The organism is Amylolactobacillus amylotrophicus DSM 20534, from assembly GCF_001434555.1.
GTDB classification, from domain to species: Bacteria; Bacillota; Bacilli; order Lactobacillales; family Lactobacillaceae; genus Amylolactobacillus; species Amylolactobacillus amylophilus.
Genome location: NZ_AZCV01000002.1, coordinates 264,731 through 290,025, shown reverse-complemented (window position 1 = coordinate 290,025; position 25,295 = coordinate 264,731). Strand labels below are relative to the sequence as shown.

Below are 25,295 nucleotides of genomic sequence, written 5' to 3'. Positions count from 1 at the left end.
TTAGCTAACACTCCACCAGTAGTTTAAGCCTGTAGGTGGAATCTTGGTATACTTTGATTGTGCCCAAACGCCTTTGGTCTTGGTGACCTTGTTGCAATCGCTCTTTGTTCTACCGACCGAAGCACTATGTGTCTTGGAATTATGAAGATAGTCGGAGTATCCGAATGTGCCAGTCAAGCCGACACCATAGTTCCATGTGCCACCGCCAACACTTGCTGCCATAACAGCACTACCTACGCCTGTTCCCAGCAGACCAGCCGTGACAGCAAACGCCGTCATCAATTTCTTTGCACTCTTCATAACATGTCCCTCCATGTGTGAATGTGTTCCACTAAAAAAGTTTAATACACGGTCTCTGTTCCGTATTCTCAGCCGTATCTCCTCCAAACGTTGCCTTTGCCCCATCAACAACTACAAGAAGAAATCAGCACGCGGTACTGCGAATTAGTCAATCTTAATTGCGTAAGTACCAGCAGAGGAAACGGCCATAGCCTTGAGAGTATATGTTCCGCTATTCCAAGGAATGCTATCCAGTCTTACCGTTTTACCCTTACCAATGGTTTTGACTGATCCTACCTGTGCGCCATTCGAATTAACGATTTTAACTTTGATAGCCCCTTTATTTCCGGCATTGTTTGTAACAACTGGGCTGTCATTGAAAATGTTATTTGATGACGTAACATTAGAGTATGCATTCGTAACTAGATATGCTGTACTACTCCAGTAAATCATCGCCGTTGCGGTAGATTGAGTGGCTTGCTCACCATCCGTGGTAGCATTAACCGATTGTGATCCGCTCACCGAAACACTAAGTAAAACCGTGGAAAGCAAGGTAGCACACAAGAATTTACACCTCATATTGATTCCCCCCTGTATGGCTAAAGAATATCATCTTGCAAGCGTTTTTAATAGTGGGTATATTCAAGAAGGATTATGTATCAGTAATGACAGAGTTTGTGTCATGCCAAAAATCACCGTAAATTACAGAGTCACAGATGCTATCTAGACTACACGGTCAAATTTTGCGATAACCATAATGGAGGATTTGAAATGACAACCTTTGGAGAGCGACTAAAGCAACGACGACTAGAATTAAAAATCACACAAGCTCGACTAGCGGAGTTGCTCTCTGTATCTAGATCGGCAATTTCAAACTGGGAGGTTGGGCGAAATTATCCAGATTTAGATATCCTTGTATCTCTGAGCGAAATCCTTCAAATGTCTATTGACCAGTTGCTGAAGGAGGAGCCTGAAATGGTTGAAGAGATGGGTAAAGAGCAACGATTGAACCGAAAACGGAAGATAGCTTTGAGAATCATTGTGCCAGCTTTTATTGCAGTACTTGGTTTGTCATTATATTTGCTTTATCATAATACCGAAACCGTGAATCAAACAATTTCACCTGATCAATCAACCGTATTGACCGTTTCACAACATGCATCAGCACGATGGCACACTGCTAGCTGGAATGGCAGTTCACTTATCCGGCCATCATTACTCAAATCATCATATGTACTTACAAACGATGATGGAAGTCAGGGAGATATAGAAATACGCCTTGTCAATTTGAACGGTAAGACAGTACAAGCACCATTCATATTAAAAGCTGGAAAAAGCCACAAAGTAATTCTGACAAATCGAAATCAACAATTCAAACTACAATTCAAGGCAAGGTCAGGACAGTACATTATAAATTTACAATGAAAAAATGGAGCTTACCTGTGAGGGTAGGCTCCATTAGTATTTGAGAGTGGCACATCTGTGGCACGTTCCATCAGCGTATTATATCATGTTGGTATAACAAGGCGTCCTTAGAGGCGTGTTATATCGCAATTCTTTGTTTTAGTCGTCTGTTAAGATTATTTCCCGGGTAATAATCAGGAATAAAAAATTGGTGCAGAATTTAAAAATCTGGTAACATTGTTCAGTTGAATTTTTTTTAGGCAATATTGTTAGAGGGGGATTTATCATGCCAATAGGAATTATAATTAACGGTTTAGCCATCTTCTTGGATGGTGTAATTGGCACCTTTGGCGGTGAGAAAATGTCCGCAGAATTCAAGTCAGGTTTGAATCTGGTCTTCGGTGTCTGTTCCATGACGATGGGGATCTACTCAATTGCTCCAATGAAGAACATGTCGGCCGTAATCTTCGCGGTTATCATCGGTACCGCAATTGGCCTAATGATTCACCTAGGGGAAAGAATTAATCAGGGTGCCAAGTGGATGCAAAAGATGATTACGAAGATAATTCCAAACCGAGCGAGGGAATGAGTGAGCAGGAGTTTGATGCGACTTTAGTGACGGTAATCGTGTTGTTTTGTGCCAGTGGTACCGGAATCTACGGCTCTTTAACGGAGGGAATGAGCGGAGATGCTTCGATCCTGATTAGTAAGTCGATTCTCGATTTCTTCACGGCTGCGATTTTCGCTGCTAACCTAGGTTTCGTTGTCTCGATGATTGCCATTCCACAAGTCCTGATCTTTGTCCTACTCTATCTACTTGCGGGCGTTATCTACCCACTAACGACAGCAACGATGATCGCGGACTTTAAGGCTGCTGGTGGTGTGCTAATGCTTGCAACCGGCTTTCACATGGTTCAAATCAAGATGTTCCCGACTGCGGATATGATTCCGGCGATGATTGTCGTGATGCCGCTGAGCTGGTTGTGGATCAATTTCGTCCTACCAATTCTCTAATTTATGATAATAAATACTTGTATAGTTTTCGTAAATGTTCTATCCTGAAAGCAGTTACAAAAAGTAAGAAACTTTTGGAGGTAGGATAATGACAAATGTTTTGATTATTGGTGCTAATGGCAAGATTGCAAGAATCGCTGAACGGTTCATGATTGCGGACGAGAACGTGCAGGTTACCTTATTTCTGCGGCGGGCCGCGCGGCTAGACGGCTTAAAGGACCAGGTTAAGGCAATCATCGAGGGTGATGCCAGCAATGAACAGGAGTTGGCTCAGGCGATGGCGGGCCAAGATGTTGTCTATGCTAACTTGGCTGGCGAGAACATTGTTGCGCAGGCACAGGCTGTGCGGGTAGCGATGGAGCAGAGCGGGGTACAGCGGCTTATCTGGATTTCAACAATCGGAATTTATGATGAGGTACCTGGCAAATTTGGTGAATGGAACAAGAATATCTTGGGTGATTATATTACCAATTATCGGGCGGCGACCGACCAAATAGAGCAATCGGCGCTCGACTACACCATTATTCGTCCTGCGTGGTTGACCGACAAGGATGAGGTCGACTACGAGTTGACCCAAAAGGGTGAGGACTTTAAGGGGACGGAGGTTTCCCGCAAGAGTATCGCTGCACTGGTTTACCACCTGGTAATTAATCAGCAAGAGCACGTCCGTGAGTCCCTGGGTGTCAATAAACCGGGAACGGATGGTGATAAGCCCGCCTGGTACTAGTTCTCTCCTAATTAGACTGAATAAATGCTCAATTTAGTTCAGCATTTCCGTACTAAAAACTGTAGAATAGTAAATAGATAATATATCAAGTTTTGTGGGGGAATATTCATGGCTGAGAAGTTGAAAATTCAGGGAGTGAACGCTACTCTAACCGTTGATGAGGAGCACGTTCGTTTGGAGCGTAAGAAGGGGCCCAGTATTCTTGATTACCTGGGGAATCCCATCACCGAGATTGCGTATGTCGATTTAGCTAGAGTCGATTTACGCCGGCCAAACTTGTTTCAACCGGGCTACTTCCGGTTCGTCAAGAAGGGTGAGCACGTCCCCGAAGGGGTGGTTTCCGCTCGGAAGCTGACGTATAACCGACAGGCAATCATCCTTGATATGGCAGGCTCCACCAATGTACTGGATCTCGATAAGGTGAATGACTTTATCAACGAACGAATTAGGGCGAGTCAGCAGCAGGCGCCACAAGCAACAGACTAATCAATCGCCAAAAAAAACAGCAAATCACGCACTCACTTTACCCGGATTAGCTCCGGTGTGGTGTTTCTGGATTGCTGTTTTTTAGTAGGATAAATTTATTGGTTGATTTTGGCAGTGAGAGCAATAACTTCGTCAACTACCTCGCCGAGATAATTAATCGTATTCAGGAGCGGCTCATTCGTCCTAATATCGATGCCGAGTGTGGCAGCAGAGTCAACTGGATTCTTGCTTGCACCAAGCCCGAGGAACCGGAGCCAGCGGTTAACTGCCGGCTGCCCCTCATCTTTAATCTTTAAGAAGGCCTGCGTAGAGACGGTTAGGCTGGCAGAATAGGTGTAACTATATAGCCCCATGTAATAATGACTTTGGCGCATCCAAGTTAATTCTGCCCCCGGATTAAGTGTTAGTGCATCGCCGAAGAACTGGTGGAAGACTTGCGTTTTAATCTCATTCAACTTCGCAGCATCGAAATTCTGGCCGGCATCAATGAGCTGATAGACTTCGCGCTGGAAGGCAGCCTCCAGCAGATGGGTGATGAAGTTATGGAAGTATGTATTGTTTAACATTTTGGTGAGAGCGTAACGCTTCATCCGGTCATCCGTTGCATTTTGGACTAAGGAGTCGGTGAGCAAGAGCTCGTTAAAAGTAGATGGAGCCTCGACGATGTATGTCGAAGGTTCGAAGTCAAGTACCGGATGCTGCTTGGCTGTGAACATGAATTGTCCAGCATGGCCCATTTCGTGAATCAATGTGTAGACATCGGCCATCACGTTCTGCCAGGACATTAGAATGTACGGGTGGGCGTTATAAGCGTAGGTACAAAATCCGCCGGATGATTTACCCTTATTCTGGACGAAATCGACCCACCGTGCGGGGTACGCCTGCATAATCATGTTGACGTACTCATATCCTAGTGGTTGTAACGCTGTTTCAATGTATTTTTTGGATTCCTCGATGGACACGCTAGGTGCGAATTCAGGATCGAGGTCGATGAGACGATCGGCAAAGGTTAATTCAGATAAGCCACGTTCCTGCTGTAACAACTTTAGATATTTCTGCATAATGGGGCCAAACTTTGCAATAATTAGATCAATTTGGCGGTTGAACATTTCGCGGTCAACTTCTTGATCGTAGAGCAGATAGTCAATCACGGAGTCGAAACCGTGGAGGGTAGCTAGCTGCTTCGATGTAGTTACTTCATTCAGGTAGTTGGCTGCGGTCACGTTCTGGTGTCGTGCCAGTTCTTTTGAGAAAGCAGCAAAGGCAGCGCGCCGAACTGCTGGGTCCTCATGGTAGGCATAATAGTCTTCATACAGGCCAAAGGATAAGGGGTATTTCTGGCCATCAACCAGAAAATCATCGAAGTGCAGGTCGGCAGTCTGCATGGCCTCGTACGTATTCTCTGGGGCACTAAATGTCGGACCAAGTAGCGCTAGTGCATGTTCGACCTTCGGGTCGAGTGCTATCTGCTGGTAGTGTTTTAACTGCCGGAGAAAGCCGGTGAACTCAGGACTGGCCTCAACTAATTGCTGGAACGTTGAATCGTCCAGTTGCAATAAGGCATCTTCAAAGAACTGCAGGGACGCTCGCATGCTGACGTAGAATTGGCTCCCTTCGTAGGCGATTTGGGAGTTTTCGGCGTTCGTGAAGTCTGTCGAACTGAGTAGTGAGGAGTAGGTGATGAGCGTCTCCGCGGCTTCTGTCAGTGCGTTATAGTCTGCTAGTGCATTCTTTAGTTCTGGCACTGATAACTCGGGTTGCTTATACTTTTTAGCAAAGGCGACAACTTTTTGTTGTACCTGTGTTAGTTTTTGGTGAAAATCTGCATTGCTTCGCGCAAGGGGCGTGAGGTCCCAAGTGAGTTGTTGGTCCACTTCTGCACGGGTTAAAACCTGCTTGTCTTCTGGCATTTTCAATCTCCATTCATCTATTGCTAATATTGTAGCATTATGCATAGGAAAAAAAGCGATAATTTGCTATGATAGATGTGTTTATTACAACCTAATTGTAGGTATTGGGACAAGTGGGACATATAGGAGATAAGATGGGCAACACAAAACATAATATTAAACTGATTGGCTTGAATGGTAATCTGCCACTGGCAGAGAAGACGGCCGAGGTACTAGGATTTCCATTGATCAAGACCTCAATTAAGCACTTCAGTGATGGTGAGATTAACATTAACATCAACGAAACCGTCCGTGGTGACAACGTGTACGTGATTCAGTCGATTCAGGATCCGGTCAACGAGAATTTAATGGAACTTTTGATTATCATTGATGCACTGAGACGGGCATCGGCGCACAAAATCAACGTTGTCGTGCCATACATGGCGTATGCGCGTGCTGACAGAAAGACCAAGGCACGGGAGCCAATTACGGCGAAGCTCGTGGCCAACATGATTGAAGAGGCTGGGGCTGACCGAGTAATTGCGCTAGACCTTCACGCATCACAAATCCAAGGATTCTTTGATATTCCGGTGGATCATTTGCGGGCCGTTTCAATCTTGGCGAAGTATTTCTTGGACGAGGGAGTAAAGGACAACGTTGTGATTGTTTCACCTGATCACAGCGGTACCAACATGGCGCGGAAATTTGCAGAGTTCTTCGACGCACCAATTGCTATCGTGGATCAGCGTGGCTCCCATTATGACAATGCCGTACACGATATTATTGGCGATGTCACAGGTGCAACTGCAATCATCGTGGATGACATCATTGATACGGGTGTCCGCTTATCATATTCAACCAAGTCGCTGCTAAACGCCGGTGCAAAGCACGTCTACGCTGCTGCAACGCATGCATTACTATCAAAAAATGCAACAGATCTGCTAAATACGGAACCGATTGAACAAATCGTCGTGACGGACTCGATTATTCATGAGGATGGCCGGTACCCGAATAATATGGTACGTCTATCGGTTGACCACTTACTCGCTGCAGCGATTCAACATATCTATGAGAACAAGTCACTGCACGATATCTTCGATGACCAGCAGAATTTGAAATTATAAATTATGACGATGTGAAGTTGTTGGGAATAAAGTTTCCGGCAACTTTTTTTTGCTCGCGGACTTTATGTAACTTTATGTTTTGTTTTTATATAAAAGTATGTAAAACGAGAGTGTAGAAAGGAGGAGGTAAGGTGGTATAAATTGCGGCAATGCAAGTATTGAAATTGTTAAAACAAGAGGGCTTTCATGAAATAAAGGACAGAACTAGGGGAGATCACCTTTGATGAAGATATTTAAGCCGGAATCGAATGTGGCACCTGTTTGTTGTTGAACAAACAAGAACATGCCTTTTGCGTAATTGGTCCAGGAATCGCTAACGTTGTAGTCAAGGTTGGTCAGTTGGACGCTGATTTCACCTTGATCTGGGTAGTTGGCTGAGAAGAAGTGAAGCTCGCGATCGTTTCTTCTGCCGACTGCTGCGTACGTACCTAATGAGATTGCGGCTGGGAAAACGTGGCCACCATTATAGTCCGTGTGCTCGCCGATAAGGTTAATGCGTCCGGGTGAGAAGAAGTAGTTGCTTGGTTCAATGCCGAAATGTTCAATGAATCCTGTTTCTAGTTCTTAAATCTCCATCTTAATCACCATTTCTGAATTGTTAATTTACGTTCAGTATAGCAAAAAAGAAAGCGGTTTACACCGCTTAATATAATAAATATTGAATTTTAACTAGCTGATCCGATAGTACTCAGAAGCTAACCATTGTCTGGTGCATTCTTTTTTATTTGCTGACAACTGTAAATCTCTGATTCAGGTGCTTTGGATTCTCAATCTCGTCCAGCATCGCCACCGCATATTCCGCCATTGTGATCTCACTCTGTCCTGATGAGGGTGAGTTTAGCAAAACTTCAGCGCCAGCAATGTAGCCGTGGGATTTATCAGTTGAGTGAATGAAGTTTGCCGATGGGGAGATGTAGGTCCAGGAAAGGTTCGTCGTCTTCTTTAATGCGTTTAGGCCGTCATCCATGTTTTTGGAGGTAGGAAAGACAACTTTGGGGAAGCCGGGCATTTGATAGAGCTTCGTTTGCTTGCTCTCGTCGGTATAGAGAGTCCCCGCGCCACCAACGATGTACAGGCGTAAATCGGTCCCGCGCAGAATCGAAATGAGATGCTCAATCGAAGTTTTGTGCTGTTCTTCTGCGCCGCGTGGTGCACTGAAGGCATCCACAACGACGTCAAAATTGATTAGATCCGCAGTTTTAAGATCGTAGAGATCTTTCTTGATAAAGTGAATGTCGTACTGCAAATTTTCCGGGTGGCGGACGATTGCCGTAACTTCGTGTCTGCGATCTAGTGCTTCTGCCGCGACCAATGAGCCCACGTGCCCCGTTGCACCAATTATTGCTATTTTCATGATAAATGCCTCATTTCTTGAGTTTTAAGTCTGAACTTGTTTCCTCAATTTTATCATGGTGTATCTGATTTAGTATGTGATAAGACTCGAAGTGACAACTGTTAAACTTGCCGGTTGTCACTTTCTGCACTATAATATCTAAATTGTGTGATGGAAGCTGAATGGTTACCGTCATTAACTGTGTTCCGGTAAACAACTTTTTGCGTCTAGCTAACCATCCTTGCCTCACTGTGTGAGACTTTGTCAGGTTTCGCTAGTACTCAAGAGTTACCCGTTTACCGTCACTACTTTGTGCACAACTTTTAACTGTGTTCCAAACGGCAACTTCCTGCGTCTTACTTGCCACTTACAGCGTTGCGCGCTTTAGTACCATCGTAAGTACTCAGAAGCTAACCGCCTTTTGTCACAACTTGTTTATAATTGAGGGAAATATGACTGAGAAAATCCAGTTTGTTCAACCAAAATATCAGCAAATCGCTTTAGAATTGGCCAAGCGAATCAGCGATGGGCGTTATGCCGAGGGTGAGAAACTCCACGCGCGCTCAACCATTGCTACCAATTTCCACGTGTCACCGGAAACTGCCAGGAAAGCCATTATCGTCCTCGGCGACATTGGCGTCGTGACCGTTAAACACGGTTCCGGCTTTTTTGTGGCGTCTTCAGCGAAGGCAAAGGAGTTTATCGAGCAATACCAAGACGTCGAATCGATTGAGAATGTGAAACGGGAGATTCACGAAAGTGCGAAGCGCCAGCAGGCTGAATCCCAGCACTTTTTGGGCCTCTTGAACAGCCTGGTCGAGCAGACACAGCGTTATAACGAAGATAATAAGTTACAGCCATACGAGGTCGTGGTCAAGGAGGGCTTTGCTGCGAGCACCGTCAGTGACCTCAATTTCTGGCATAATACCGGGGCCACCATCGTCGCCATTAAGCACCAGAATAAGATGATTGTCTCGCCCGGACCGCTCGCCGTGATCGAGCCCGGTGATTTTGTTTACGTAGTCGGTGACGAGCTTGCCTACCAACGCGTTGCAAACTTTTTGACTGCCTAAGCTGCAGTCTTTTTATTTGACAAAAGTGACTATACATGTTTTTATTGAGTGGTCAGTTTTTTTAAAAAAGGGGGAATTCGATGGCAGTCGTTGAAGTTAAAAGTTTAACAAAAATCTTCGGTAAAAAAGTTAAGTCTGCTCTCAAAATGGTTCGTGAAAATAAGAGTAAAAATGAAATATTAAAGGCTACCGGCGCAACCGTCGGGGTCTATGACGTGAATTTCAGTGTGGAACCGGGTGAAATCTTCGTGATTATGGGCCTCTCGGGTTCCGGTAAATCAACGTTGATTCGCCTAATCAACCGGCTCATTGAGCCTACTGCGGGTAGTATTACCGTGGCCGGCCACGACGTCAGCAAGGCGGATAAGGAAACTCTGCGTAAAATGCGGCGCGAGAACATGAGCATGGTCTTCCAAAGCTTTGGTCTATTACCAAACAGAACCGTGCTCGAGAATACGGAGTACGGACTTGAACTGCGGGGTGTCGATCCGGCAACGAGAAGGCAGCGGGCAGAGGAAGCGCTAGATAACCTGCACCTATTGGAATTCAAGGATCAACTTCCAAGCCAGCTCTCTGGTGGGATGCAACAACGTGTGGGCTTGGCGCGTGCACTTGCTAATAATCCCGATATCTTGTTAATGGATGAGGCCTTTTCGGCACTCGATCCGTTGATTAGAAAAGAGATGCAGGATGAGTTACTTGGTCTGCAAGAGAAACTCAAGAAGACCATTATCTTTATTACGCATGATTTGAATGAGGCACTTCACCTTGGCGACCGCATTGCGGTCATGAAGGACGGCCAAATTCAACAAATTGGTACCGGTGAAGAATTACTCACCAATCCGGCCAATGATTACGTGAAACACTTCCTAAGTGACGTGGATTCATCACGTGTACTGACGGCAGAGAATATTATGGAGCCGGCAGTGACCGTTAACATCGACCGTGAGGGGCCCAACATGGCCTTGCACCGGATGCGTGAGGAACGGATATCGATGGTAGTGGCCATCGATAACCAACATAAGCTGCAGGGAGTCATCTCAGCGGATGCCGCCAGAAGCGCCCGGCTGAATAACTTACCGCTACGTAAGGTGTTGGATGTTAACATGCCAACTATCGATAAAGAAACAACAGTTAACGACATTTTTAACGTGATTTACGATGCTCATACACCAGTGGCGGTCACCGATAATGGCCGCCTGCTTGGGGTAGTTATTCGAGGTCGCGTGATTGAAACACTAGCTGATGAAGATGCACCATCATCAGAAACAAATGATGTACAGACACAGGAGGTGAAATAATGTTGTTCAATAATTTAATGTTACTCGCCAAACTGCCCGTTGCGGATTGGATGGAGAACTTCACCACTTGGATGACTAATACCTTTGCCGGGCTGTTCGCGGCGATTCAATCGGGTGGTCAGGCCACAATGGATGGTCTCACCGACTTTCTCCTCTTTATTAATCCGTGGGTCTGGATTATAGGAATTACGATTCTCGCCTTTATCATCTCGACGAGACGTATTGGTATCACATTGTTCAGCTTCTTTGGCCTCTTGTTCATTTATAACCAGGGGCTCTGGAGCGACCTGATGAACACATTCACGCTGGTACTCTTGGCCAGCCTGGTCTCGATTATTATTGGCGTTCCCTTAGGTATTTGGGCAGCTAAAAGCAATCGGGCTCAATCCGTCATCAAGCCGATTCTGGACTTCATGCAGACGATGCCTGCCTTTGTTTACCTTATTCCGGCAGTCGCCTTCTTCGGTATTGGTGTGGTTCCGGGTGTGTTCTCATCCGTGATTTTCGCCTTACCGCCAACCGTGCGGATGACGAACCTAGGTATTAGGGGTGTCAGCACGGAATTGATTGAGGCAGCTGATTCATTTGGTTCAACGGCTTGGCAGAAGCTCATCAAGGTTGAGTTGCCAATGGCGAAAAACACTATTTTGGCCGGGGTCAACCAGACGTTAATGCTGGCCTTGTCGATGGTTGTTACAGCCTCGATGATCGGTGCCCCAGGACTAGGGCGTGGCGTATTATCGGCGCTCCAAAGAGCACAAGTTGGTAATGGCTTCGTTAACGGGTTGGCATTGGTCATCCTGGCGATTATCATTGACCGATTCACACAATATGCAAACGAACGCCTGTCACTTGCGAGCGTGATGAGTGAGCAACAGAAGAAACGGCGCAAGCAGATTCGGTGGATCACGGTCGGTGCTGCGGTTTTGGCCTTGATTGGTGTGGGCGTAGCGCAGGCAGCAACGAAAGGCAATACGAAGGCGCAGGAAACGGTCAATTTATCCTACGTGCAGTGGGACTCAGAAGTTGCATCAACGAATGTGGTCGGTGAGGTTTTGCGCCAGATGGGCTACGACGTTAAGCTAACGGCACTAGATAATGCCGTGATGTGGCAGAGTGTGGGCAGCGGTGAGAGCGACGGAATGGTCTCGGCTTGGTTGCCTGTGACCCACAAGGAGCAATACGATAAGTATAAGAGTAAGGTGCAGGACCTTGGTGTGAACCTGAAGGGCGTTAAGGTTGGCTTGGTTGTTCCTTCCTATATGAAGGTCGACTCGATTTCTGACTTGACGAACGAGGCTGGCAAAACCGTGACGGGCATTGAGCCGGGTGCGGGTGTTGTTAGTGCAGCGCAATCTACAGTGAAGGACTACGATAATCTTGCCGGCTGGCAGGTTAGCACCTCATCTACTGGGGCGATGACTGTTGCCCTTGGGAAGGCAATCAAGGAGCATAAGCCACTTGTGGTTACCGGTTGGTCGCCCCACTGGATGTTCAGTAAGTATGATTTGAAGTACTTGAAGGATCCAAAGGGCACGATGGGTAAGTCTGAGGCAATTCATACTATTGTCCGTCAGGGACTGAAGGACGACATGCCGGAGGTCTACAAAGTGCTGGATAATTTCCACTGGACCCAAAAGGACATGGAAGAAGTCATGCTGGAAATTAACGGTGGTGCAAGTCCACGTAAGGCGGCTCAGAACTGGATTAAGAGTCACAAAGATGAAGTTGCTGAGTGGCAGAAATAATATTTAACAAGTTAAGAAAAGACTAGCCGATGAGGTATACCCCAAAAGTTACTTTAACTTTCGGGGTACAGGTCAGATTTTGGCTAGTCTTTTTAACTGGTATGTGGTAGAAGGAGGAAGTTTAATTATGGTTGAAACGGTGGACTAGGTCGACATATCCCTTGGGGGAGCTACTAGATATCATCCAGCGAATCCCATTTTGTGTCCGATGTGATGAGCAAATCTCTAAACCCTTGCCAAGCAGACGCATTCTTAAAAATATTGGCTCGTTCTGGTTTGAGAACATATGAACTTTCACCTTGCATTATGTTAAATTTTTCGTCCACTTTAGGAGCAATTTCTTGTGGAAATATTATACCCCCCGAGTTACCTATTTTTCTTGCTGCGGTTTCCATTCATTCAACCCCGTTCATAGATTAAACCAAATATAACATCGCTTTCAAATAATATAGTATATTGTCAGTAAAGAAGTTTTGCGAGATTGGATGGTGAGATTTGATAGCTCTTTGCCGCAATCCGTGTTACAATAATTTTGCGACAAATGCAAAAGTCTAGCAGCAAAACACAATAGCCACTTTCCGGCGAGGGAAAGTGGCTATTTTTTTCACCTAAAGCGACGTTTTAGGTGTGTGGGTCAGTGGTAACTGCTAGTTACCGCCGGTCATCTAACCAATGATCGACTAGTACGATTACCAGTCCCACAAAAAGTGGGGCGATAACTGAAATGCAAAAATCATCTACGGCAAAACACCTCCCTCCGGAGGCAGTTACCATTCGCAAGTATATAACATATGTAGGTTTCGATATTTACTTGTAAAAATAAAATATTTGTGCGTTGAATTAATGATTAAAAAGCTTACCAAAATCATAAACTTCCTTAGCTATACAAATATATTTGAATTTGATATAGTATAGGTAATCATATACTTTTAGAGGAGGTAGCTGATGCCACGGAAGAAGAATATGGAGCGGCGGAAGACAATCTTAAACAGCGCGTTTACCCTGATGCGCCAAGCTGGCTTAGAGGGTGTTTCGCTGCAGATGATTGCTAAAGAGTCTGGAATCTCGAAATCCCTCTTACAATCGTACTATCCACATAAAACAAGACTTACAAATGATATCTTACATAACCTAATGTCGACCATTCTGGGAAAGCTGAACGAGAATGGCATTGCGATGACGAATGAATACACGGCGACGATGGTCTTCATCAACACGGTGTTGGAACTTGGTTCAAGGGATGCAGGGCTGTATAATGTCATTAACAGTATCTTCGGCGACCCAGAGACAATCGACCGTTGGGTGCAGCTGATTATGCTCTGGCTGAAGGACGAGGGACTAAAGGACGCCTTCGGTGAGGATAAAGATGTCCGCATCGGCTTAACGTACATGATTGCTGGTGGTGGAAACCTGTATTCGAAAAGAACTGAATTGGGCTTATCGGCAGAGCAGATTGCCTACATTATGGTCTCAAGTTTTCTGATTACTTTCTTGAACTTCGATAAAGAGCAAGTCGAGAAGACGATGGTTGATGCGCGTGAGTTAATTGGCCGAACGGATATTGAGGAAGTTCATCAAGCGCTTGATCACATGTTTGATGATGATGCAGTGATTAATTCCTAACTAATAAATAGGAGAATCAAATGGCACAAAGAGTAACGAGAAGTAGACGCAGACTGGAACAGAGCGAGAATAAGAAGTACAAGGGGTTCCTGGCCTTCAGCTTCTTTATTCTAATTAGTGTGGGCTTCTTCATGGCGACATTCATGAATCCCAGTTACATGGAGCGGCAGGTCAAGAAGGAGAGCAACGCGGTTATTGTGAACACGAAGCTTAATGATGGCTTCAATACTTTCGCTGAATCACTTGGTGCGGACCGGGCTTCGGAGCAGAATTTGCTGACGGAGGAAATCTCGGAGCCGATTGCCCAGGCATTGATTGACTATACACTGGGATTTCATTGGTTCAAGACGGACAACCAGGGCTTAGCCCGGCGGATTCAGGCAATTCTGGTCGAGCGCATCAACGATAACTCGTCAACGGAGACGAAGGCGATTAAAAAGTTGATTAATCAGAACAAGCGCACGGCGCAGTACGCTATTGCTAGTGGCTTTAATTTAACCGAAGTGACGGCATTAGCAAACGCGGTGACCTTGGCCTGGCTAATAGGTGGACTGATTGTCTTGTTGGGTCTAATCATGATCTTCTCGGTGATTCATCGTCTGCGTGGCTACCTGGGTGCGCGGGAGATTATCCACGATTTGAGTGGAGCGATGATGTGGGCGGCAGCATTCGTCATCGTCCTCTTTGGTATTGTTTCACTGATTCCGACGTTCATTAACCCTGAGCAATTATTTGGTCTTGGCTTCGGACTCTTCTTAGAGGTCGGCAGTGGGGTTTTCCTCGAATTAGTGATCGTGGGCGCGGTGTTCTACGTGCTCTCGACAATTCCGTGGGCATTAAGCAATACAAAGTAGTTAATAATTGAATATTGTAGTTATTGAAGTCGCTGGTGTGAACCAAAGACCACTACTACGACGACAATTGACGTCAAGACTGGTGAAGTTAAGGACATCACAACTAAGCCTGTTAACCCAGATGGCACAACAACAAATGTTGAACTTACTGCAAATGGTGGTAACCCAATAGTTAATGGTAAAGAAGTACCGGCAACGGGTGAAAATGTCGTAATTGATAACAAGACAACAGCAAACAACAATGGTGAGACTACCACAATCAAACATGATAATGGTGATGGCACGACAACAACTACTATTGTTGATAATAAGACTGGTGAAGTTAAAGACAAGAGTACGACTGTAACTACTGGAACTACTACAGGAACAGTTACGCCATCCACAGGTGGTAACAATACTAATGTTGTAAATCCTGAGGAAGGTAGCACCACAGGTTCAACAAGTAACAATGCTGGTACAGAAACTGAAATCGATCGAGACATGAATCCTGAGATGACAGCAAATACCAACAGCACCAACTCCGGTCAACCAACAACTGTAAGTGCAATTGACCAGGATAAATTACCACAGACTGATGAAGCTAAATCAAACGCCGGAATATTCGGTATGATTATGCTTGCCCTCAGCGGGTTAGTCCTCGGCTTTGGTAAGAGAAGAAAAGAGGAAGACAAATAGTCTCCCTTAACCACAAGAATCCATCGACGTAAGTCGGTGGTTTTTTGCGTCCAACCCCTCTTTTTCAAATAATGGCGTTTTCCAAAATATTATATTAGCCTTACCTAACTTTTTCTGTTATCATCTATGTGGAGGATAACAACATGACTGAGTTTTTTATGGGCCTCGCCCCGTGGCAACAGGCCCTAGCAGGTACATTATTCACGTATCTCATGACGGCTCTGGGTGCTGCACTCGTATTTTTCTTCAAAGACATCAAGAAGAACGTCTACAATCTAATGCTCGGATTCGCTTCTGGCGTCATGATTGCCGCCAGCTTCTGGTCTTTGCTCGCCCCAGCAATTGAACGCGCTGAAGATAGCGGTGGAATTCCTTGGCTAATTGTCGCCGTGGGCTTTTCCGCCGGTGGTTTCTTCTTATATCTCTCTGATAAGCTGATTCCCCACATGCATTTCCCGAAAGAAGCCGATGGTGAACGAATGTCGCCGCGCTTTCGTGGGACCGTATTACTAGTATTTTCTATCACATTACACAACATTCCTGAAGGCCTCGCGGTCGGTGTCGCCTTTGGTGCCTTGGCTTCCCAAGCCGATCCGAAAGCCGCATTGCTCGCTGCAATTGCCGTAGCCCTCGGAATTGGTATCCAGAACTTTCCGGAGGGAGCCGCCGTCTCGGTACCGTTGAGGCAGAGCGGAATGAGCCGGACAAAGGCCTTTGTCTATGGTCAAGCTTCCGGTGTGGTTGAACCACTTGCCGGGATTGCCGGTGCCGTGCTGGTCACATCGGTAACAGAGATTCTTCCGTACGCGCTGGCTTTTGCCGCTGGTGCGATGATCTACGTGGTAGTCGAGGAGTTGATTCCAACTGCTCAAGAAGCTGCCATTACCGGTGAGAAGAACCACTTCGCCGTTCTAGGCGTTATGGCCGGTTTCGTCGTCATGATGATTCTGGATGTCGCGCTAGGTTAGCTATTAAGTTATGAAGAGCTCATTTGAGCTCTTTTTTTGTGGATCTCAATCCATTATTTGACAAAACGGCCATTTTGTCAAAATATAGTTAAAAATGTAGTCCCTTATTTTACGAAACGGCCATTTTATCAAAATATAGTTAAAAATGTAGTCCCTTATTTGACAAAACAGCCATTTTGTCAAAATAGAATTAAAAATGTATAATGTAGATTGACAGAAAACCTATTTTAACCAATTAGAAAATTCGGTGTAAATATGCAATATTATCAGCAGTTAAAGGTGGTTAAATATAATACAGCCGGCCACCAGGAAAATTATCTTAATGAATATAAGCGACGTTTCAATTCTGAAACAACTTACCATACGAATTTGAAACCAAATCTCATTCGTCGTGGAGAATTCGCAACTGCCGGATATCCGATTTTTATTGTCAATCTACCAGAAATTACGTTAAGAACTGAGCAGATTCTCACCAGTACGCTCGAAATTAAGCGACTAACTGCACAATTACCTAACATCGCAGTTAGTCAGTTTCTAATCGAAACAATGGGTAATGAGATCGTTAGTACAAATGAAATTGAGGGAGTACAATCGACTAGGCAAGAGGTTGATGATGCAATCGTAGCTGCTAATGACAGTAAGACCAATGCGCGATTGACTTCGACAGTCAAGAAATACCAGGATATTTTAAAAGGTGACTTCTTGCACATCGAGAATCTAGAGGATATTAGGATAATCTACGATGAGCTACTAAAGGGTGAAATTAATCGGGCAGATTTACCAGATGGTCAACTGTTTAGAACTAATCCAGTTTATATTCAGGGTGGTAGTGTAGATAAGAAAGTCTTAGTAGCACCGACTAGTGAGGTTGAGATTACCCACAGGTTGGCCGATTGGCTAATGTTCATTAATGGGCATGATGTACCATTCCTAATTAAGGCGTTAATCGGTCATTATTTTTTCGAGAATACCCATCCTTTTTATGATGGTAATGGTCGAACCGGGCGCTACATTCTTTCGATGTATCTGGCACGTAAGTTGGATATCTTTACAGGTATTAGTTTCTCCCAGTCAGTGAGATCTAATCGTGAGAAGTACTATAAGGCTTTCTCGGATACTGGTGATGCTGATAATTTCGCCGATGGCACAAGTTTCGTACTTGAGTTGATGGAAATAATCTCGAGTAGGCAATCATTAATTATTCAGTCTCTTAACGAAAGAGCAACACAGCTCAAGCGCGCGAAGGTGCACATTATGGAGCAGTATACTGAAAATTCGCCAGAAAGACATATCCTCTATCTGCTAGTTCAATCACGCCTGTTCAATGATTCAGACACGACTGGTATTATTGATAATGAAATAAAAGAGTTAGGCAAGAAGAGGGGGCTCTCTGCCCGGAGTATCAACCAAGCCTTCTTACAGCTCACGGAAGCTGGAATAATTGACCTCATTAAACGACGTCCTTTACAGCACGTCATTTCTCGTCGATATTTAGCAGAGATAGAAAAAGCGCCTGAGACTATTTAGCCTCAAGCGCTTCTTTATTAGGTTGGACCTGTTCAGTGTGCCGGTGTTTCTTGCCAAACACGAAATAGCTCACAATGCCAACTAATGAAATACCTGTAATAATTAGAAAAAATACATCCGGTCTCACTGTAAGTCACGCCCCCAAGGTTATTTTCTAACTCCATTATGCAAAAACTGCGTTATTTAATCAAGCGGCAAACTTCAATGTAACCAAACTGTAATTATTCTGCTAGTTGTAATTTATTGTTATGATATTTTCTTGATGGTGCGCTCACGAACCCACTGCTCTGGGCCGATATAGTACCACGTGAAATCGCCATACTGGATTTTCTGTCCATACGCATATGAGTTCTGGGGTAAGAGACGGGCATATGTTGTCTTCTGGTGGCTGGGATAAGGACTGTTATAAATACGGAGGTTCACCCGGCCCCGGGGCACAGCGAGGATACCTGCCTGAATCTCCGGGTTCCGATAATAGTAGTAGTCTTGAAACCATTGCTTCTCGCCCAAGTTAACGAACTTCTGTCCGTCCTGGTATGATCGACCGAAAATAATACTGTTGATCTTTCGGCCAGAATTTAAGGAATCGCGCAGGGCCTCCGCCTCTTCCATTAACTTATTAACGGCAACTTCCGTTGGAGTCGGCGGTACCACTGGTTTAGGCTTCTCTTCCTGGTAAACCGGCTGATTGGCCGCAACCTGATTGTAGAGTTTAAAGGTATATTGCAGGATACCTTGAATATTCACTTGGTACGCGTGGCCTGAAACCAGGTTGATATTACCGGGATAGTATGTAATTACGGTCTGAAAGTTACCGTAGTGGCTCGAACTATAGTTACCGACATTTGTGGCATTCACCGTCTGCCCCGTATCTAAGTCCTTAATGGTGATTGCTGGAGTGCCTGTGACCGCTTGATCAGATAGGTAGAGCGACCACGCAATGTTCTCGCCCTGGAGTAGTTCAATAGGAAAGACCCCACTACTTGGGTAGGGCACACTACTCTTTGTGGGTTGACGAAAGATATCGTTGCCGAAAACAGCGGTTTGAACGGAGTAGCGGTAACCATTCGTGCCGTATGCAGCGCCAATACCTGTTTGACTTGCGCGTGTTGAAAGAATCCAGGCACGGTGTCCAGTATCGGCTCCGGTGAGATTATAGCTGTCCGTGACGAAATCTTTGACTACCTCACCAGCGGACTCGTCGTAGACGTTAAAGTTGAGGTTTGATGCGGCTGAGACTTGCTGTGCAGTCTGCCAATCCTCCTGACTGACAAAGTCCGGTTTAGTGACGTTTTCTAGTCCGTGTTGATCTACAAATGGATTGGCATTCACAGCGGCCATGATGGCTGCCGTTACTTGGGCAGACTTATTATCTGCCTCGTTAGATGAGATACTTGGGAGGTCAAAAAGGTAGCGGTAGTAGTTAATGTATGCCATCTGTGCAGTAATGTATGCCGGTGTCAGTGCCCCAGGGTTAAATGGGTCAAGAAGTGATGGCTCGATGGAGTAGAGGTTCTGACTGTTGTAGGGTGTCTTGTCTAGTTGAGCATAGTCGTTTTGTAGCTGCCTGATTAATGCCTTTTCCTGGTTGGTGAACACTGCTGCCTCAACTGGTTCGGGTATGGTTAGTGGTGTACCTAGTGGCATTATCAAGGAGACCAGAATCAATAGAGTAGCAATCTTTTGTTTGGCGCTTCGTTTCTGCATCAGAAAAAGTCCCCCTAATTAACTGAAATATCTAACCTCCATTATAAAGGACCTGGTGTTTATTTGGTAACAATTGGGTTTTCTTATCAAATTTTTTCCTTCTATGGCGAAAATCGTTATAATGAAGGTTCTAACAGTTGAAGAAAGGGCGAAATAATGATGGAGAAAATCAAAGTTGGTCTAGTTTTCGGTGGCGAATCCTCGGAATTCGAGGTTTCAGTGAACTCTGCCCAGAATATTTACCACGCAATTGATCAAGCTAAATATGAGGTTTACCCACTCGGATTCACGCAAGATGGTTACCTAGCGAGTCCAAGTGAGTCTAGTAAGCTATTGGAAGATGCCAGTTATCAGGTGGTGAGAGGCGAGACTGTACCCAACCTTAATCATCTGATTGAGCTACAAAACTATCCTGCACTGGATATTTTTCTGCCAATCATTCACGGAAATATCGGTGAAGACGGTGCCATTCAGGGCTTATTCCGGGTGCTTGGCGTGCCGTTCGTTGGGTCCGACGTCCTCGGAGCCGCGGCAACAATGGATAAGGATTTATCCAAAATTCTGGCTGAGAGGATTGGCCTCAAGGTGGCCAAGTGGCTAACCATCAAACGACCACAGTACGAGGATCAGATTGCCGAGTTCGTTGACTACGAACAGGTGGCGGCTAAACTCGGCCGCAAGGTCTTCGTGAAGCCGGCTAATCAGGGTTCCTCTGTGGGCATCGCACCGGCCCAGGATGCCACAGAGTATGCTGCCGCACTAGCGGATGCCTTCAGGTATGACGACAAGGTGCTCGTCGAGGAAGCCATTAATGCGATTGAGGTCGAGACGGCCGTGCTGGGGAACGACCGGCCAATCGTGAGCGGTGTGGGGCAGATAATCAATGCCGCCGACGAGTTCTACACATACGAGAATAAGTACGAGGAGAATTCTACCTCGACTTTGCAAATCCCGGCGGCGATTCCGGCAGAGACAGCTAGCCAGATTCGTGCACAGGCGCTTGCCATCTACCAAAAGATTGAGGTGTTTGGCCTAGCCCGTGTAGACTTTATGATTAAGCGGGAAACGGGTGAGATCATTTTCAATGAGATCAATGCAATTCCTGGATTCACGAATATCAGCATGTACCCGAAATTGTTTGAGCAGGCGGGCATTCATTATCCGGAGCTCATTGACCAGCTGATTCAATTTGGCCTGGAGCGGTATCGCCACCTGCAGGAGTTGAGTCACCACATCTAAACAGGCGTTATCTCACCTTTGTATTTAATTTAGTGGCATTAAATTATATAATTGAGGGAGATAACAAGTGGGGGAGACATCCATGTCAGATAAGCACGATTTCGAGGAAATGTTAGAACCAGCCCAAGCAGCTGCACAATTAAAGATTAGCGTTGCGACGCTGCGTAAGTACTCCTTAATTGTTGAGGATGTGACTGGCAATGGGGAGTATTTCGTGCGCACTAAGCAGAAGACACGGCTCTATTCTGCGCAAAATGTGGCTGATTTGCATGACTTTAAGCAACTGAGTAAGGATGCCTCGCTCACTTTGAAAGAGGCAGCCAGACAAATATATGCTGTAGAAGATGCGCAACAATCTGCGCCAGAGGTGGTGGTAGACCCAGATAACTTAAACCAAGGCCAAGTGGTTGAGCTATTGCAATTGTTGCAGTCGACCATTGCACAACAAAATGAGGCAATTAAGAATCTCCAGCAGCAGGTGGCTACAGTTCAGAAGCAGAATAAGCAGTTATTGAACATGCAACAAGCACTAGACGTACCAAAGAAAACAACGAAATCCGTTCAAACTGAGCTCAAATTCGACCAGCCCGACGGGGCTGATGATATTCCAGATCTGGAACCAGAGGATGTGGAGCGCGTGCCTGAGCAGGTTGAGCAGAAGTTAAACGAGTTGCAACAAGATGCTCCGGATGATCCACGGGCCGAAATCCTCACCAAGGCAGTGGAGAACAGCGAAGCGGCGAAGCAGCCTCAATTCAGGACTTTGGCCGACATGCAGCTCCCAAAGGATAAGAAACATTGGTGGAATAGATTTAGAGAATAAAATAAATGACCTACTTACCCGATTAATAAAAATCGAGTGGTAGGTCATTTTTTAATTACTACATTAAAATATTCGCCATAATTGGCACAACTAAGTCAACAACTAAGCCAATCACGATGATGGCAATTGAGGATGTTGAACCCTCGATCTCGCCGACCTCTAGTGCTTTGACGCTGCCTAGAGTATGGCCCGATGCACCTAAGCCCAATCCTAGAGCAATTGGACCCCGCTCCATCCTGAATAACTTAATCAGGTACTTGCCGATTGCTAAGATGATGACACCATTTGTGATTGCGGTCATGGCTGTAATTGCGGGATCACCGCCAATAGCTGCAGAAATCGGGAGGGCAATCGCTGTGGTTGCACCCTGTGGCAGCATGGCGAGCACTGCCGATTTTTCCAGGCCGAGGGCCGTGGCTGTGAGGTAAATCAAGATGGTCGAGACCACAGTGGCGATAATGAGTGAAACAATAATCTCCACCCAGTATTTCTTCAAAATGTCATTTCGTTTATACAGGGGGATGGCGAAGGCAATCGTTGCGGGATTCACAAACCAGAAAATAATATCGCCACCAGGCTTATACATCTTTGTGTAGACATCTTGGATATCCACGTGGATTAGGTGACTGAAGAGAATCAGCAGGAAAATACCGAGCACCATGGCCATGAAGAGCGGCTGAAAGAAGAATTTACCGTTACTACGCTTGAATAGAAACATGCCCATGAGGTAGACGCCAATAGAGAAGAAGATACCGAAATATGGTTGTGTCAAAACATCCATCATTATTTGAGCCCCTCCTTTTGTGCTTTGCGTGCACTGAACTTGCGACGCATGACGATAATTGTGTAGGCCACGAAGTAGGTAACGGCCAGCATGATTACCGTGGAGATGATCACCACGGCAATGATTTGAAAGCCCTGTTTCTGCATGACATCGAGGCTCCCTAACAGTGAAATACCTGAGGGCACGAACAGAAACGCGATAATGCTGATGAGGAAGCTACCGAAGCTGTCGACCCATTCTAGTTTGACAATCTTAAAGGTCAGGAGGAGGTAGAGAATCACGAGGCCGACTACTGGTGTTGGGGCAGGGAAACTCGCGGGGAATAGCGCGGAGATTAGACTAGAGACGAAAAGGATCGTCGAAAATATTCCGATTTGGACTAAAATGGGGGCTTGTTTGGGCTTCGTCGACTTGTTCTGCATGGTAACTCCCTTTGTGAAATTTACGATAGTTTGTGAAATAACAAACTATAATCGCCGACTTAATGCGGTTCTAGTTTGCTCACTTTTTGCACAATGGCTTTACTATAACAGAAAGTAAGTAAAAAGTATAATATCCGTACTGCAAAAAAACCACTTCTGGATTCGGAAGTGATTTTATAGATTGAATATTAGTTTTAGACAAAACTTTGATCGGCAAGGAAATTTCTTAGTTGGTTAGCGCGAGTCGGATAATCGTAGTTTTCTAAACATACCAAAATCTCTGTGATAGTCTTCTGATTAGTAGTACTCTGGAACTCTTTAAATTGGGTGTATGCAAGAAAAAATCTAACTAGAATTTTCTTGAAAAAAAGTTGCTCAGGTAAGGCAATTTTTGAAAATTTAGAGAGAATATTTTTTGCTGTTATGTTTTGTTTATGCCGAGTAAGGTAGACAGAGGTCTGTAGCAGGGCATCTACAAGGTTATTCTTAATTGAAACAGGGCAATCGATGTCCGCTACCCGGCGCATTAGTTCTGAGCAGGCGGATTTAATAAAATCTAGTTCGAGAATTGGTAGGATGTTGACGAACGCCAGTAATTCGAATTTATACCAACGCTCTACACCAAAGAGGTATTCGATTACTTCTGTTTTTAAGAATGATTGTGTCGAGGTAATTGGTTTCTCGGTAAGGATTTGATTGATTAATTGCAGTAGGGATAAATAGACTTTTGTTGCTGAACTGGGCTTTGTGGCTAACGTCAATCGAGCGATTTCTTTAGTGATCGATTGAATCAACTCTTGTTTATTCTGATTGCTGAGAAGATAGGACTGACTAATTTCTTCAAGAAAAGACAGTTGGTCTTCAAATTGTGTAGGGGGTAGCTCAGATATAAACTCGGAAGTTGATAAAGTAATGTTATCTAGGAGAGGTGCAAGTTTATTCAAGGTGATGTCGGAGTCGCCGCGCTCGAATTTGGACAGTTGAGCAATAGAGATGTAATCAAGACTGACATCCCGCAAAGAATAATTTTTATTCTTTCTCATGCTGTGAAATGTACTACCGTAACCATTTTTCATCTCTGACCCCCCTATAAAATACAGCTAGATTATCATATATAATAAGATTTTTTTTGAAGCTGAATATTCGATTATAATAACTGTAGGTGCAATTAATTATTTAATTAGTGCGATTATATGCTTCGGCCGGATAAATGTCTATAGTCATGGAGGGATAATTCCTTAAATGAAAGGAGATTAATAATGAAATTGAAAAAAAAAAGTTTGTACATTCCGACTTTGGGCCTGACACTGGTACTTGTGTTGGCTCTGGTCTACTTAGCATCACAGACCAAAGCTAGTGAACAAATCTCTACAAGTAGGAGTCCAACAGTTTCGTTAGCAAAAACAAAGAAGGACTTTTATAAAGACAAGGTCAAAAATATTTCGGGTGATTTAAAACTGGCAAATTACCCAACAAATTTTCAAGACCTGGTTGCTAAGGGAGAGCTAACTATCTTGGGTACAGTTCAGCAGCTCAAGAGTTATGTATATGCTCCATACGGCGAAGAGGGGCCGGCCAATCCATATACAATGGCGACAATTAAGGTTGATCAGCTTCTGGACGGGACGGCTCCTGGTGCAACAGTTAATGTTTTGTTTGCCGGAGGAAACATTTCTCAGAAAGAACTTCTTGTGGATGTTTCTCAGAAAGAATGGTTAACCGAGGCAGAACGTAAGGATGCCCAGTCAGATGAAGTAATCACTGTGAAAGAATCTTATTCACCGCTTCCACAAGTAGGCGAGAGTATGGCCTTGATTTTAAATCAAGCACCCGCTGGTTCAAACGGTATCGATGAAGAATATTTTATGGCTGCATTTTCGGGAAAGGGAATTTTCTTGAATAATAATGGAACATTCGAAAGAGAGCCTGAGTTGCAGCCAACTGGTGGAGGAGAAGATTCAAACGGAGTTCTGCGTGTAAGACGTTCTGCTGCCGTCCAGATTCCTACGGACGATGAAATCATGAACAAGGGAATGAATGAGTTAATCCAGTCTAAGAGCTAACTTAATTGAAGTGAAGAAAAAATAATACCCCTGTAGTTAAAGTTATGTCCAATGCGGATATATTACTTTATCTATAGGGGTATTTAATTAGCGTTTTTTATTGAGCTTGACGCTTTTTGTCACAACTTGGTTTAACTGTGTTCCAAAAAGCAAACCACTCACCCTAGCTTATTTGCCAACGGAATTCACTTCGTTCTTCCTCGCCAATCTTCGCTAGATGTTCGTGGTCTAA

The 25,295-nt window shown here is 44.9% G+C and carries 27 protein-coding genes and 1 pseudogene; 16 read left to right on the top strand and 12 right to left on the bottom strand.

Annotated elements, in window-relative coordinates:
* Both FC62_RS04290 and FC62_RS04285 read right to left on the bottom strand, forming a co-directional pair.
* Positions 1-300 (bottom strand): lactococcin 972 family bacteriocin, encoded by a 300-nt coding sequence (locus FC62_RS04290; RefSeq protein WP_054746153.1) that lies wholly within the window; start codon positions 298-300, stop codon positions 1-3.
* A 144-nt stretch (positions 301-444) separates the two neighbouring features.
* Positions 445-858: a hypothetical protein gene (locus FC62_RS04285; protein WP_057890708.1), complete on the bottom strand. Its 414-nt coding sequence runs from the start codon at positions 856-858 to the stop codon at positions 445-447.
* Positions 859-1,050: 192 nt separating this feature from the next.
* Here FC62_RS04285 and FC62_RS04280 point away from each other — a divergent pair, with 192 nt between their 5' ends.
* The 4 genes and pseudogenes from FC62_RS04280 (at position 1,051) to FC62_RS04265 (ending at position 3,910) form a co-directional block, all read left to right on the top strand.
* Entirely contained in the window at positions 1,051-1,704 is a 654-nt protein-coding gene (locus tag FC62_RS04280; RefSeq protein ID WP_057890707.1) for a helix-turn-helix domain-containing protein, read from the top strand.
* A 265-nt stretch (positions 1,705-1,969) separates the two neighbouring features.
* A pseudogene (locus FC62_RS04275) lies at positions 1,970-2,697 on the top strand (DUF554 domain-containing protein).
* Positions 2,698-2,785: 88 nt separating this feature from the next.
* The gene (locus FC62_RS04270) at positions 2,786-3,424 is read left to right on the top strand and encodes an SDR family oxidoreductase (protein ID WP_054746405.1); all 639 of its coding nucleotides are present in this window, start codon (positions 2,786-2,788) and stop codon (positions 3,422-3,424) included.
* Between the two features lie 108 nt (positions 3,425-3,532).
* Positions 3,533-3,910 carry a hypothetical protein gene (locus tag FC62_RS04265; RefSeq protein WP_056945881.1) on the top strand — a complete coding sequence of 126 codons (378 nt, stop codon included), beginning with the start codon at positions 3,533-3,535 and terminating at the stop codon, positions 3,908-3,910.
* Between the two features lie 95 nt (positions 3,911-4,005).
* Here the strand turns inward: FC62_RS04265 and pepF are convergent, their stop codons facing one another.
* Positions 4,006-5,820 (bottom strand): oligoendopeptidase F, encoded by a 1,815-nt coding sequence (pepF, locus tag FC62_RS04260; protein WP_056945882.1) that lies wholly within the window; start codon positions 5,818-5,820, stop codon positions 4,006-4,008.
* 134 nt (positions 5,821-5,954) lie between these two features.
* Here pepF and FC62_RS04255 point away from each other — a divergent pair, with 134 nt between their 5' ends.
* The gene (locus tag FC62_RS04255; protein WP_056945883.1) at positions 5,955-6,923 is read left to right on the top strand and encodes a ribose-phosphate diphosphokinase; all 969 of its coding nucleotides are present in this window, start codon (positions 5,955-5,957) and stop codon (positions 6,921-6,923) included.
* A gap of 204 nt (positions 6,924-7,127) precedes the next feature.
* On the opposite strand, the gene FC62_RS07980 is transcribed toward FC62_RS04255, so the two are convergent.
* Positions 7,128-7,469, bottom strand: a complete 342-nt coding sequence (locus FC62_RS07980; protein ID WP_082611541.1) for a galactokinase family protein — start codon at positions 7,467-7,469, stop codon at positions 7,128-7,130.
* Between the two features lie 175 nt (positions 7,470-7,644).
* Positions 7,645-8,277 (bottom strand): NAD(P)-dependent oxidoreductase, encoded by a 633-nt coding sequence (locus FC62_RS04250; RefSeq protein ID WP_054746403.1) that lies wholly within the window; start codon positions 8,275-8,277, stop codon positions 7,645-7,647.
* Between the two features lie 431 nt (positions 8,278-8,708).
* Here FC62_RS04250 and FC62_RS04245 point away from each other — a divergent pair, with 431 nt between their 5' ends.
* The 3 genes from FC62_RS04245 (at position 8,709) to FC62_RS04235 (ending at position 12,378) form a co-directional block, all read left to right on the top strand.
* The gene (locus FC62_RS04245) at positions 8,709-9,329 is read left to right on the top strand and encodes a GntR family transcriptional regulator (protein WP_056945884.1); all 621 of its coding nucleotides are present in this window, start codon (positions 8,709-8,711) and stop codon (positions 9,327-9,329) included.
* A gap of 80 nt (positions 9,330-9,409) precedes the next feature.
* Positions 9,410-10,630, top strand: coding sequence for a quaternary amine ABC transporter ATP-binding protein (locus tag FC62_RS04240; RefSeq protein ID WP_056945885.1), 1,221 nt, complete (start codon positions 9,410-9,412; stop codon positions 10,628-10,630).
* A complete protein-coding gene (locus FC62_RS04235) occupies positions 10,630-12,378 on the top strand; it encodes an ABC transporter permease/substrate binding protein (RefSeq protein ID WP_141322575.1) in 1,749 nt (582 codons plus the stop codon). The genes FC62_RS04240 and FC62_RS04235 overlap by 1 nt, the downstream gene beginning before the upstream one ends.
* A 173-nt stretch (positions 12,379-12,551) precedes the next feature.
* On the opposite strand, the gene FC62_RS04230 is transcribed toward FC62_RS04235, so the two are convergent.
* Together FC62_RS04230 and FC62_RS08115 are read right to left on the bottom strand one after the other, a co-directional pair.
* Positions 12,552-12,773: a hypothetical protein gene (locus tag FC62_RS04230; protein WP_054746402.1), complete on the bottom strand. Its 222-nt coding sequence runs from the start codon at positions 12,771-12,773 to the stop codon at positions 12,552-12,554.
* Between the two features lie 256 nt (positions 12,774-13,029).
* Complete coding sequence (locus tag FC62_RS08115; RefSeq protein ID WP_141322581.1) at positions 13,030-13,152, bottom strand: type I toxin-antitoxin system Fst family toxin; 123 nt, start codon at positions 13,150-13,152, stop codon at positions 13,030-13,032.
* A gap of 171 nt (positions 13,153-13,323) precedes the next feature.
* Here FC62_RS08115 and FC62_RS04225 point away from each other — a divergent pair, with 171 nt between their 5' ends.
* Both FC62_RS04225 and FC62_RS04220 read left to right on the top strand, forming a co-directional pair.
* Positions 13,324-14,001 carry a TetR/AcrR family transcriptional regulator gene (locus FC62_RS04225; RefSeq protein WP_054746401.1) on the top strand — a complete coding sequence of 226 codons (678 nt, stop codon included), beginning with the start codon at positions 13,324-13,326 and terminating at the stop codon, positions 13,999-14,001.
* Between the two features lie 20 nt (positions 14,002-14,021).
* On the top strand, positions 14,022-14,855 hold the full coding sequence (locus tag FC62_RS04220) for a hypothetical protein (protein ID WP_054746400.1): 834 nt from the start codon (positions 14,022-14,024) through the stop codon (positions 14,853-14,855).
* A gap of 20 nt (positions 14,856-14,875) precedes the next feature.
* Here the strand turns inward: FC62_RS04220 and FC62_RS08110 are convergent, their stop codons facing one another.
* Positions 14,876-15,337, bottom strand: a complete 462-nt coding sequence (locus FC62_RS08110; protein ID WP_141322574.1) for a hypothetical protein — start codon at positions 15,335-15,337, stop codon at positions 14,876-14,878.
* Between the two features lie 10 nt (positions 15,338-15,347).
* Between FC62_RS08110 and FC62_RS04215 the strand changes: the two genes are divergently transcribed.
* From FC62_RS04215 to FC62_RS04205, 3 genes are all read left to right on the top strand, one after another.
* Entirely contained in the window at positions 15,348-15,530 is a 183-nt protein-coding gene (locus tag FC62_RS04215; protein ID WP_056945886.1) for an LPXTG cell wall anchor domain-containing protein, read from the top strand.
* Between the two features lie 143 nt (positions 15,531-15,673).
* Positions 15,674-16,498: a ZIP family metal transporter gene (locus FC62_RS04210; protein WP_056945887.1), complete on the top strand. Its 825-nt coding sequence runs from the start codon at positions 15,674-15,676 to the stop codon at positions 16,496-16,498.
* 255 nt (positions 16,499-16,753) lie between these two features.
* Positions 16,754-18,025 carry a Fic family protein gene (locus tag FC62_RS04205; RefSeq protein ID WP_056945888.1) on the top strand — a complete coding sequence of 424 codons (1,272 nt, stop codon included), beginning with the start codon at positions 16,754-16,756 and terminating at the stop codon, positions 18,023-18,025.
* A gap of 246 nt (positions 18,026-18,271) precedes the next feature.
* Here the strand turns inward: FC62_RS04205 and FC62_RS04200 are convergent, their stop codons facing one another.
* Complete coding sequence (locus FC62_RS04200) at positions 18,272-19,732, bottom strand: CAP domain-containing protein (protein WP_056945889.1); 1,461 nt, start codon at positions 19,730-19,732, stop codon at positions 18,272-18,274.
* Positions 19,733-19,888: 156 nt separating this feature from the next.
* Between FC62_RS04200 and FC62_RS04195 the strand changes: the two genes are divergently transcribed.
* Both FC62_RS04195 and FC62_RS04190 read left to right on the top strand, forming a co-directional pair.
* Positions 19,889-20,971 (top strand): D-alanine--D-alanine ligase family protein, encoded by a 1,083-nt coding sequence (locus tag FC62_RS04195; protein WP_056945890.1) that lies wholly within the window; start codon positions 19,889-19,891, stop codon positions 20,969-20,971.
* Positions 20,972-21,053: 82 nt separating this feature from the next.
* Positions 21,054-21,794: a hypothetical protein gene (locus FC62_RS04190; RefSeq protein WP_056945891.1), complete on the top strand. Its 741-nt coding sequence runs from the start codon at positions 21,054-21,056 to the stop codon at positions 21,792-21,794.
* A gap of 58 nt (positions 21,795-21,852) precedes the next feature.
* Here the strand turns inward: FC62_RS04190 and FC62_RS04185 are convergent, their stop codons facing one another.
* From FC62_RS04185 to FC62_RS04175, 3 genes are all read right to left on the bottom strand, one after another.
* Complete coding sequence (locus tag FC62_RS04185; protein WP_054746407.1) at positions 21,853-22,575, bottom strand: LrgB family protein; 723 nt, start codon at positions 22,573-22,575, stop codon at positions 21,853-21,855.
* 2 nt (positions 22,576-22,577) lie between these two features.
* Positions 22,578-23,000: a CidA/LrgA family protein gene (locus FC62_RS04180; RefSeq protein ID WP_054746393.1), complete on the bottom strand. Its 423-nt coding sequence runs from the start codon at positions 22,998-23,000 to the stop codon at positions 22,578-22,580.
* A 194-nt stretch (positions 23,001-23,194) separates the two neighbouring features.
* On the bottom strand, positions 23,195-24,076 hold the full coding sequence (locus tag FC62_RS04175; protein ID WP_056945892.1) for an Rgg/GadR/MutR family transcriptional regulator: 882 nt from the start codon (positions 24,074-24,076) through the stop codon (positions 23,195-23,197).
* A gap of 183 nt (positions 24,077-24,259) precedes the next feature.
* Between FC62_RS04175 and FC62_RS04170 the strand changes: the two genes are divergently transcribed.
* Positions 24,260-25,063 carry a hypothetical protein gene (locus tag FC62_RS04170; protein ID WP_054746390.1) on the top strand — a complete coding sequence of 268 codons (804 nt, stop codon included), beginning with the start codon at positions 24,260-24,262 and terminating at the stop codon, positions 25,061-25,063.
* Positions 25,064-25,295 lie beyond the last annotated feature (232 nt).

Excerpts from the sequence above, each read along its gene's own strand:
- FC62_RS04290 (WP_054746153.1), bottom strand. The coding sequence starts at position 300 with ATGAAGAGTGCAAAGAAATTGATGACGGCGTTTGCTGTCACGGCTGGT.
- FC62_RS04285 (WP_057890708.1), bottom strand. The coding sequence starts at position 858 with ATGAGGTGTAAATTCTTGTGTGCTACCTTGCTTTCCACGGTTTTACTT.
- FC62_RS04280 (WP_057890707.1), top strand. The coding sequence starts at position 1,051 with ATGACAACCTTTGGAGAGCGACTAAAGCAACGACGACTAGAATTAAAA.
- FC62_RS04270 (WP_054746405.1), top strand. The coding sequence starts at position 2,786 with ATGACAAATGTTTTGATTATTGGTGCTAATGGCAAGATTGCAAGAATC.
- FC62_RS04265 (WP_056945881.1), top strand. The coding sequence starts at position 3,533 with ATGGCTGAGAAGTTGAAAATTCAGGGAGTGAACGCTACTCTAACCGTT.
- pepF (WP_056945882.1), bottom strand. The coding sequence starts at position 5,820 with ATGCCAGAAGACAAGCAGGTTTTAACCCGTGCAGAAGTGGACCAACAA.
- FC62_RS04255 (WP_056945883.1), top strand. The coding sequence starts at position 5,955 with ATGGGCAACACAAAACATAATATTAAACTGATTGGCTTGAATGGTAAT.
- FC62_RS04250 (WP_054746403.1), bottom strand. The coding sequence starts at position 8,277 with ATGAAAATAGCAATAATTGGTGCAACGGGGCACGTGGGCTCATTGGTC.
- FC62_RS04245 (WP_056945884.1), top strand. The coding sequence starts at position 8,709 with ATGACTGAGAAAATCCAGTTTGTTCAACCAAAATATCAGCAAATCGCT.
- FC62_RS04240 (WP_056945885.1), top strand. The coding sequence starts at position 9,410 with ATGGCAGTCGTTGAAGTTAAAAGTTTAACAAAAATCTTCGGTAAAAAA.
- FC62_RS04235 (WP_141322575.1), top strand. The coding sequence starts at position 10,630 with ATGTTGTTCAATAATTTAATGTTACTCGCCAAACTGCCCGTTGCGGAT.
- FC62_RS04230 (WP_054746402.1), bottom strand. The coding sequence starts at position 12,773 with ATGGAAACCGCAGCAAGAAAAATAGGTAACTCGGGGGGTATAATATTT.
- FC62_RS08115 (WP_141322581.1), bottom strand. The coding sequence starts at position 13,152 with ATGGTAACTGCCTCCGGAGGGAGGTGTTTTGCCGTAGATGATTTTTGC.
- FC62_RS04225 (WP_054746401.1), top strand. The coding sequence starts at position 13,324 with ATGCCACGGAAGAAGAATATGGAGCGGCGGAAGACAATCTTAAACAGC.
- FC62_RS04220 (WP_054746400.1), top strand. The coding sequence starts at position 14,022 with ATGGCACAAAGAGTAACGAGAAGTAGACGCAGACTGGAACAGAGCGAG.
- FC62_RS08110 (WP_141322574.1), bottom strand. The coding sequence starts at position 15,337 with ATGTCTCGATCGATTTCAGTTTCTGTACCAGCATTGTTACTTGTTGAA.
- FC62_RS04215 (WP_056945886.1), top strand. The coding sequence starts at position 15,348 with ATGACAGCAAATACCAACAGCACCAACTCCGGTCAACCAACAACTGTA.
- FC62_RS04210 (WP_056945887.1), top strand. The coding sequence starts at position 15,674 with ATGACTGAGTTTTTTATGGGCCTCGCCCCGTGGCAACAGGCCCTAGCA.
- FC62_RS04205 (WP_056945888.1), top strand. The coding sequence starts at position 16,754 with ATGCAATATTATCAGCAGTTAAAGGTGGTTAAATATAATACAGCCGGC.
- FC62_RS04200 (WP_056945889.1), bottom strand. The coding sequence starts at position 19,732 with ATGCAGAAACGAAGCGCCAAACAAAAGATTGCTACTCTATTGATTCTG.
- FC62_RS04195 (WP_056945890.1), top strand. The coding sequence starts at position 19,889 with ATGATGGAGAAAATCAAAGTTGGTCTAGTTTTCGGTGGCGAATCCTCG.
- FC62_RS04190 (WP_056945891.1), top strand. The coding sequence starts at position 21,054 with ATGTCAGATAAGCACGATTTCGAGGAAATGTTAGAACCAGCCCAAGCA.
- FC62_RS04185 (WP_054746407.1), bottom strand. The coding sequence starts at position 22,575 with ATGGATGTTTTGACACAACCATATTTCGGTATCTTCTTCTCTATTGGC.
- FC62_RS04180 (WP_054746393.1), bottom strand. The coding sequence starts at position 23,000 with ATGCAGAACAAGTCGACGAAGCCCAAACAAGCCCCCATTTTAGTCCAA.
- FC62_RS04175 (WP_056945892.1), bottom strand. The coding sequence starts at position 24,076 with ATGAAAAATGGTTACGGTAGTACATTTCACAGCATGAGAAAGAATAAA.
- FC62_RS04170 (WP_054746390.1), top strand. The coding sequence starts at position 24,260 with ATGAAATTGAAAAAAAAAAGTTTGTACATTCCGACTTTGGGCCTGACA.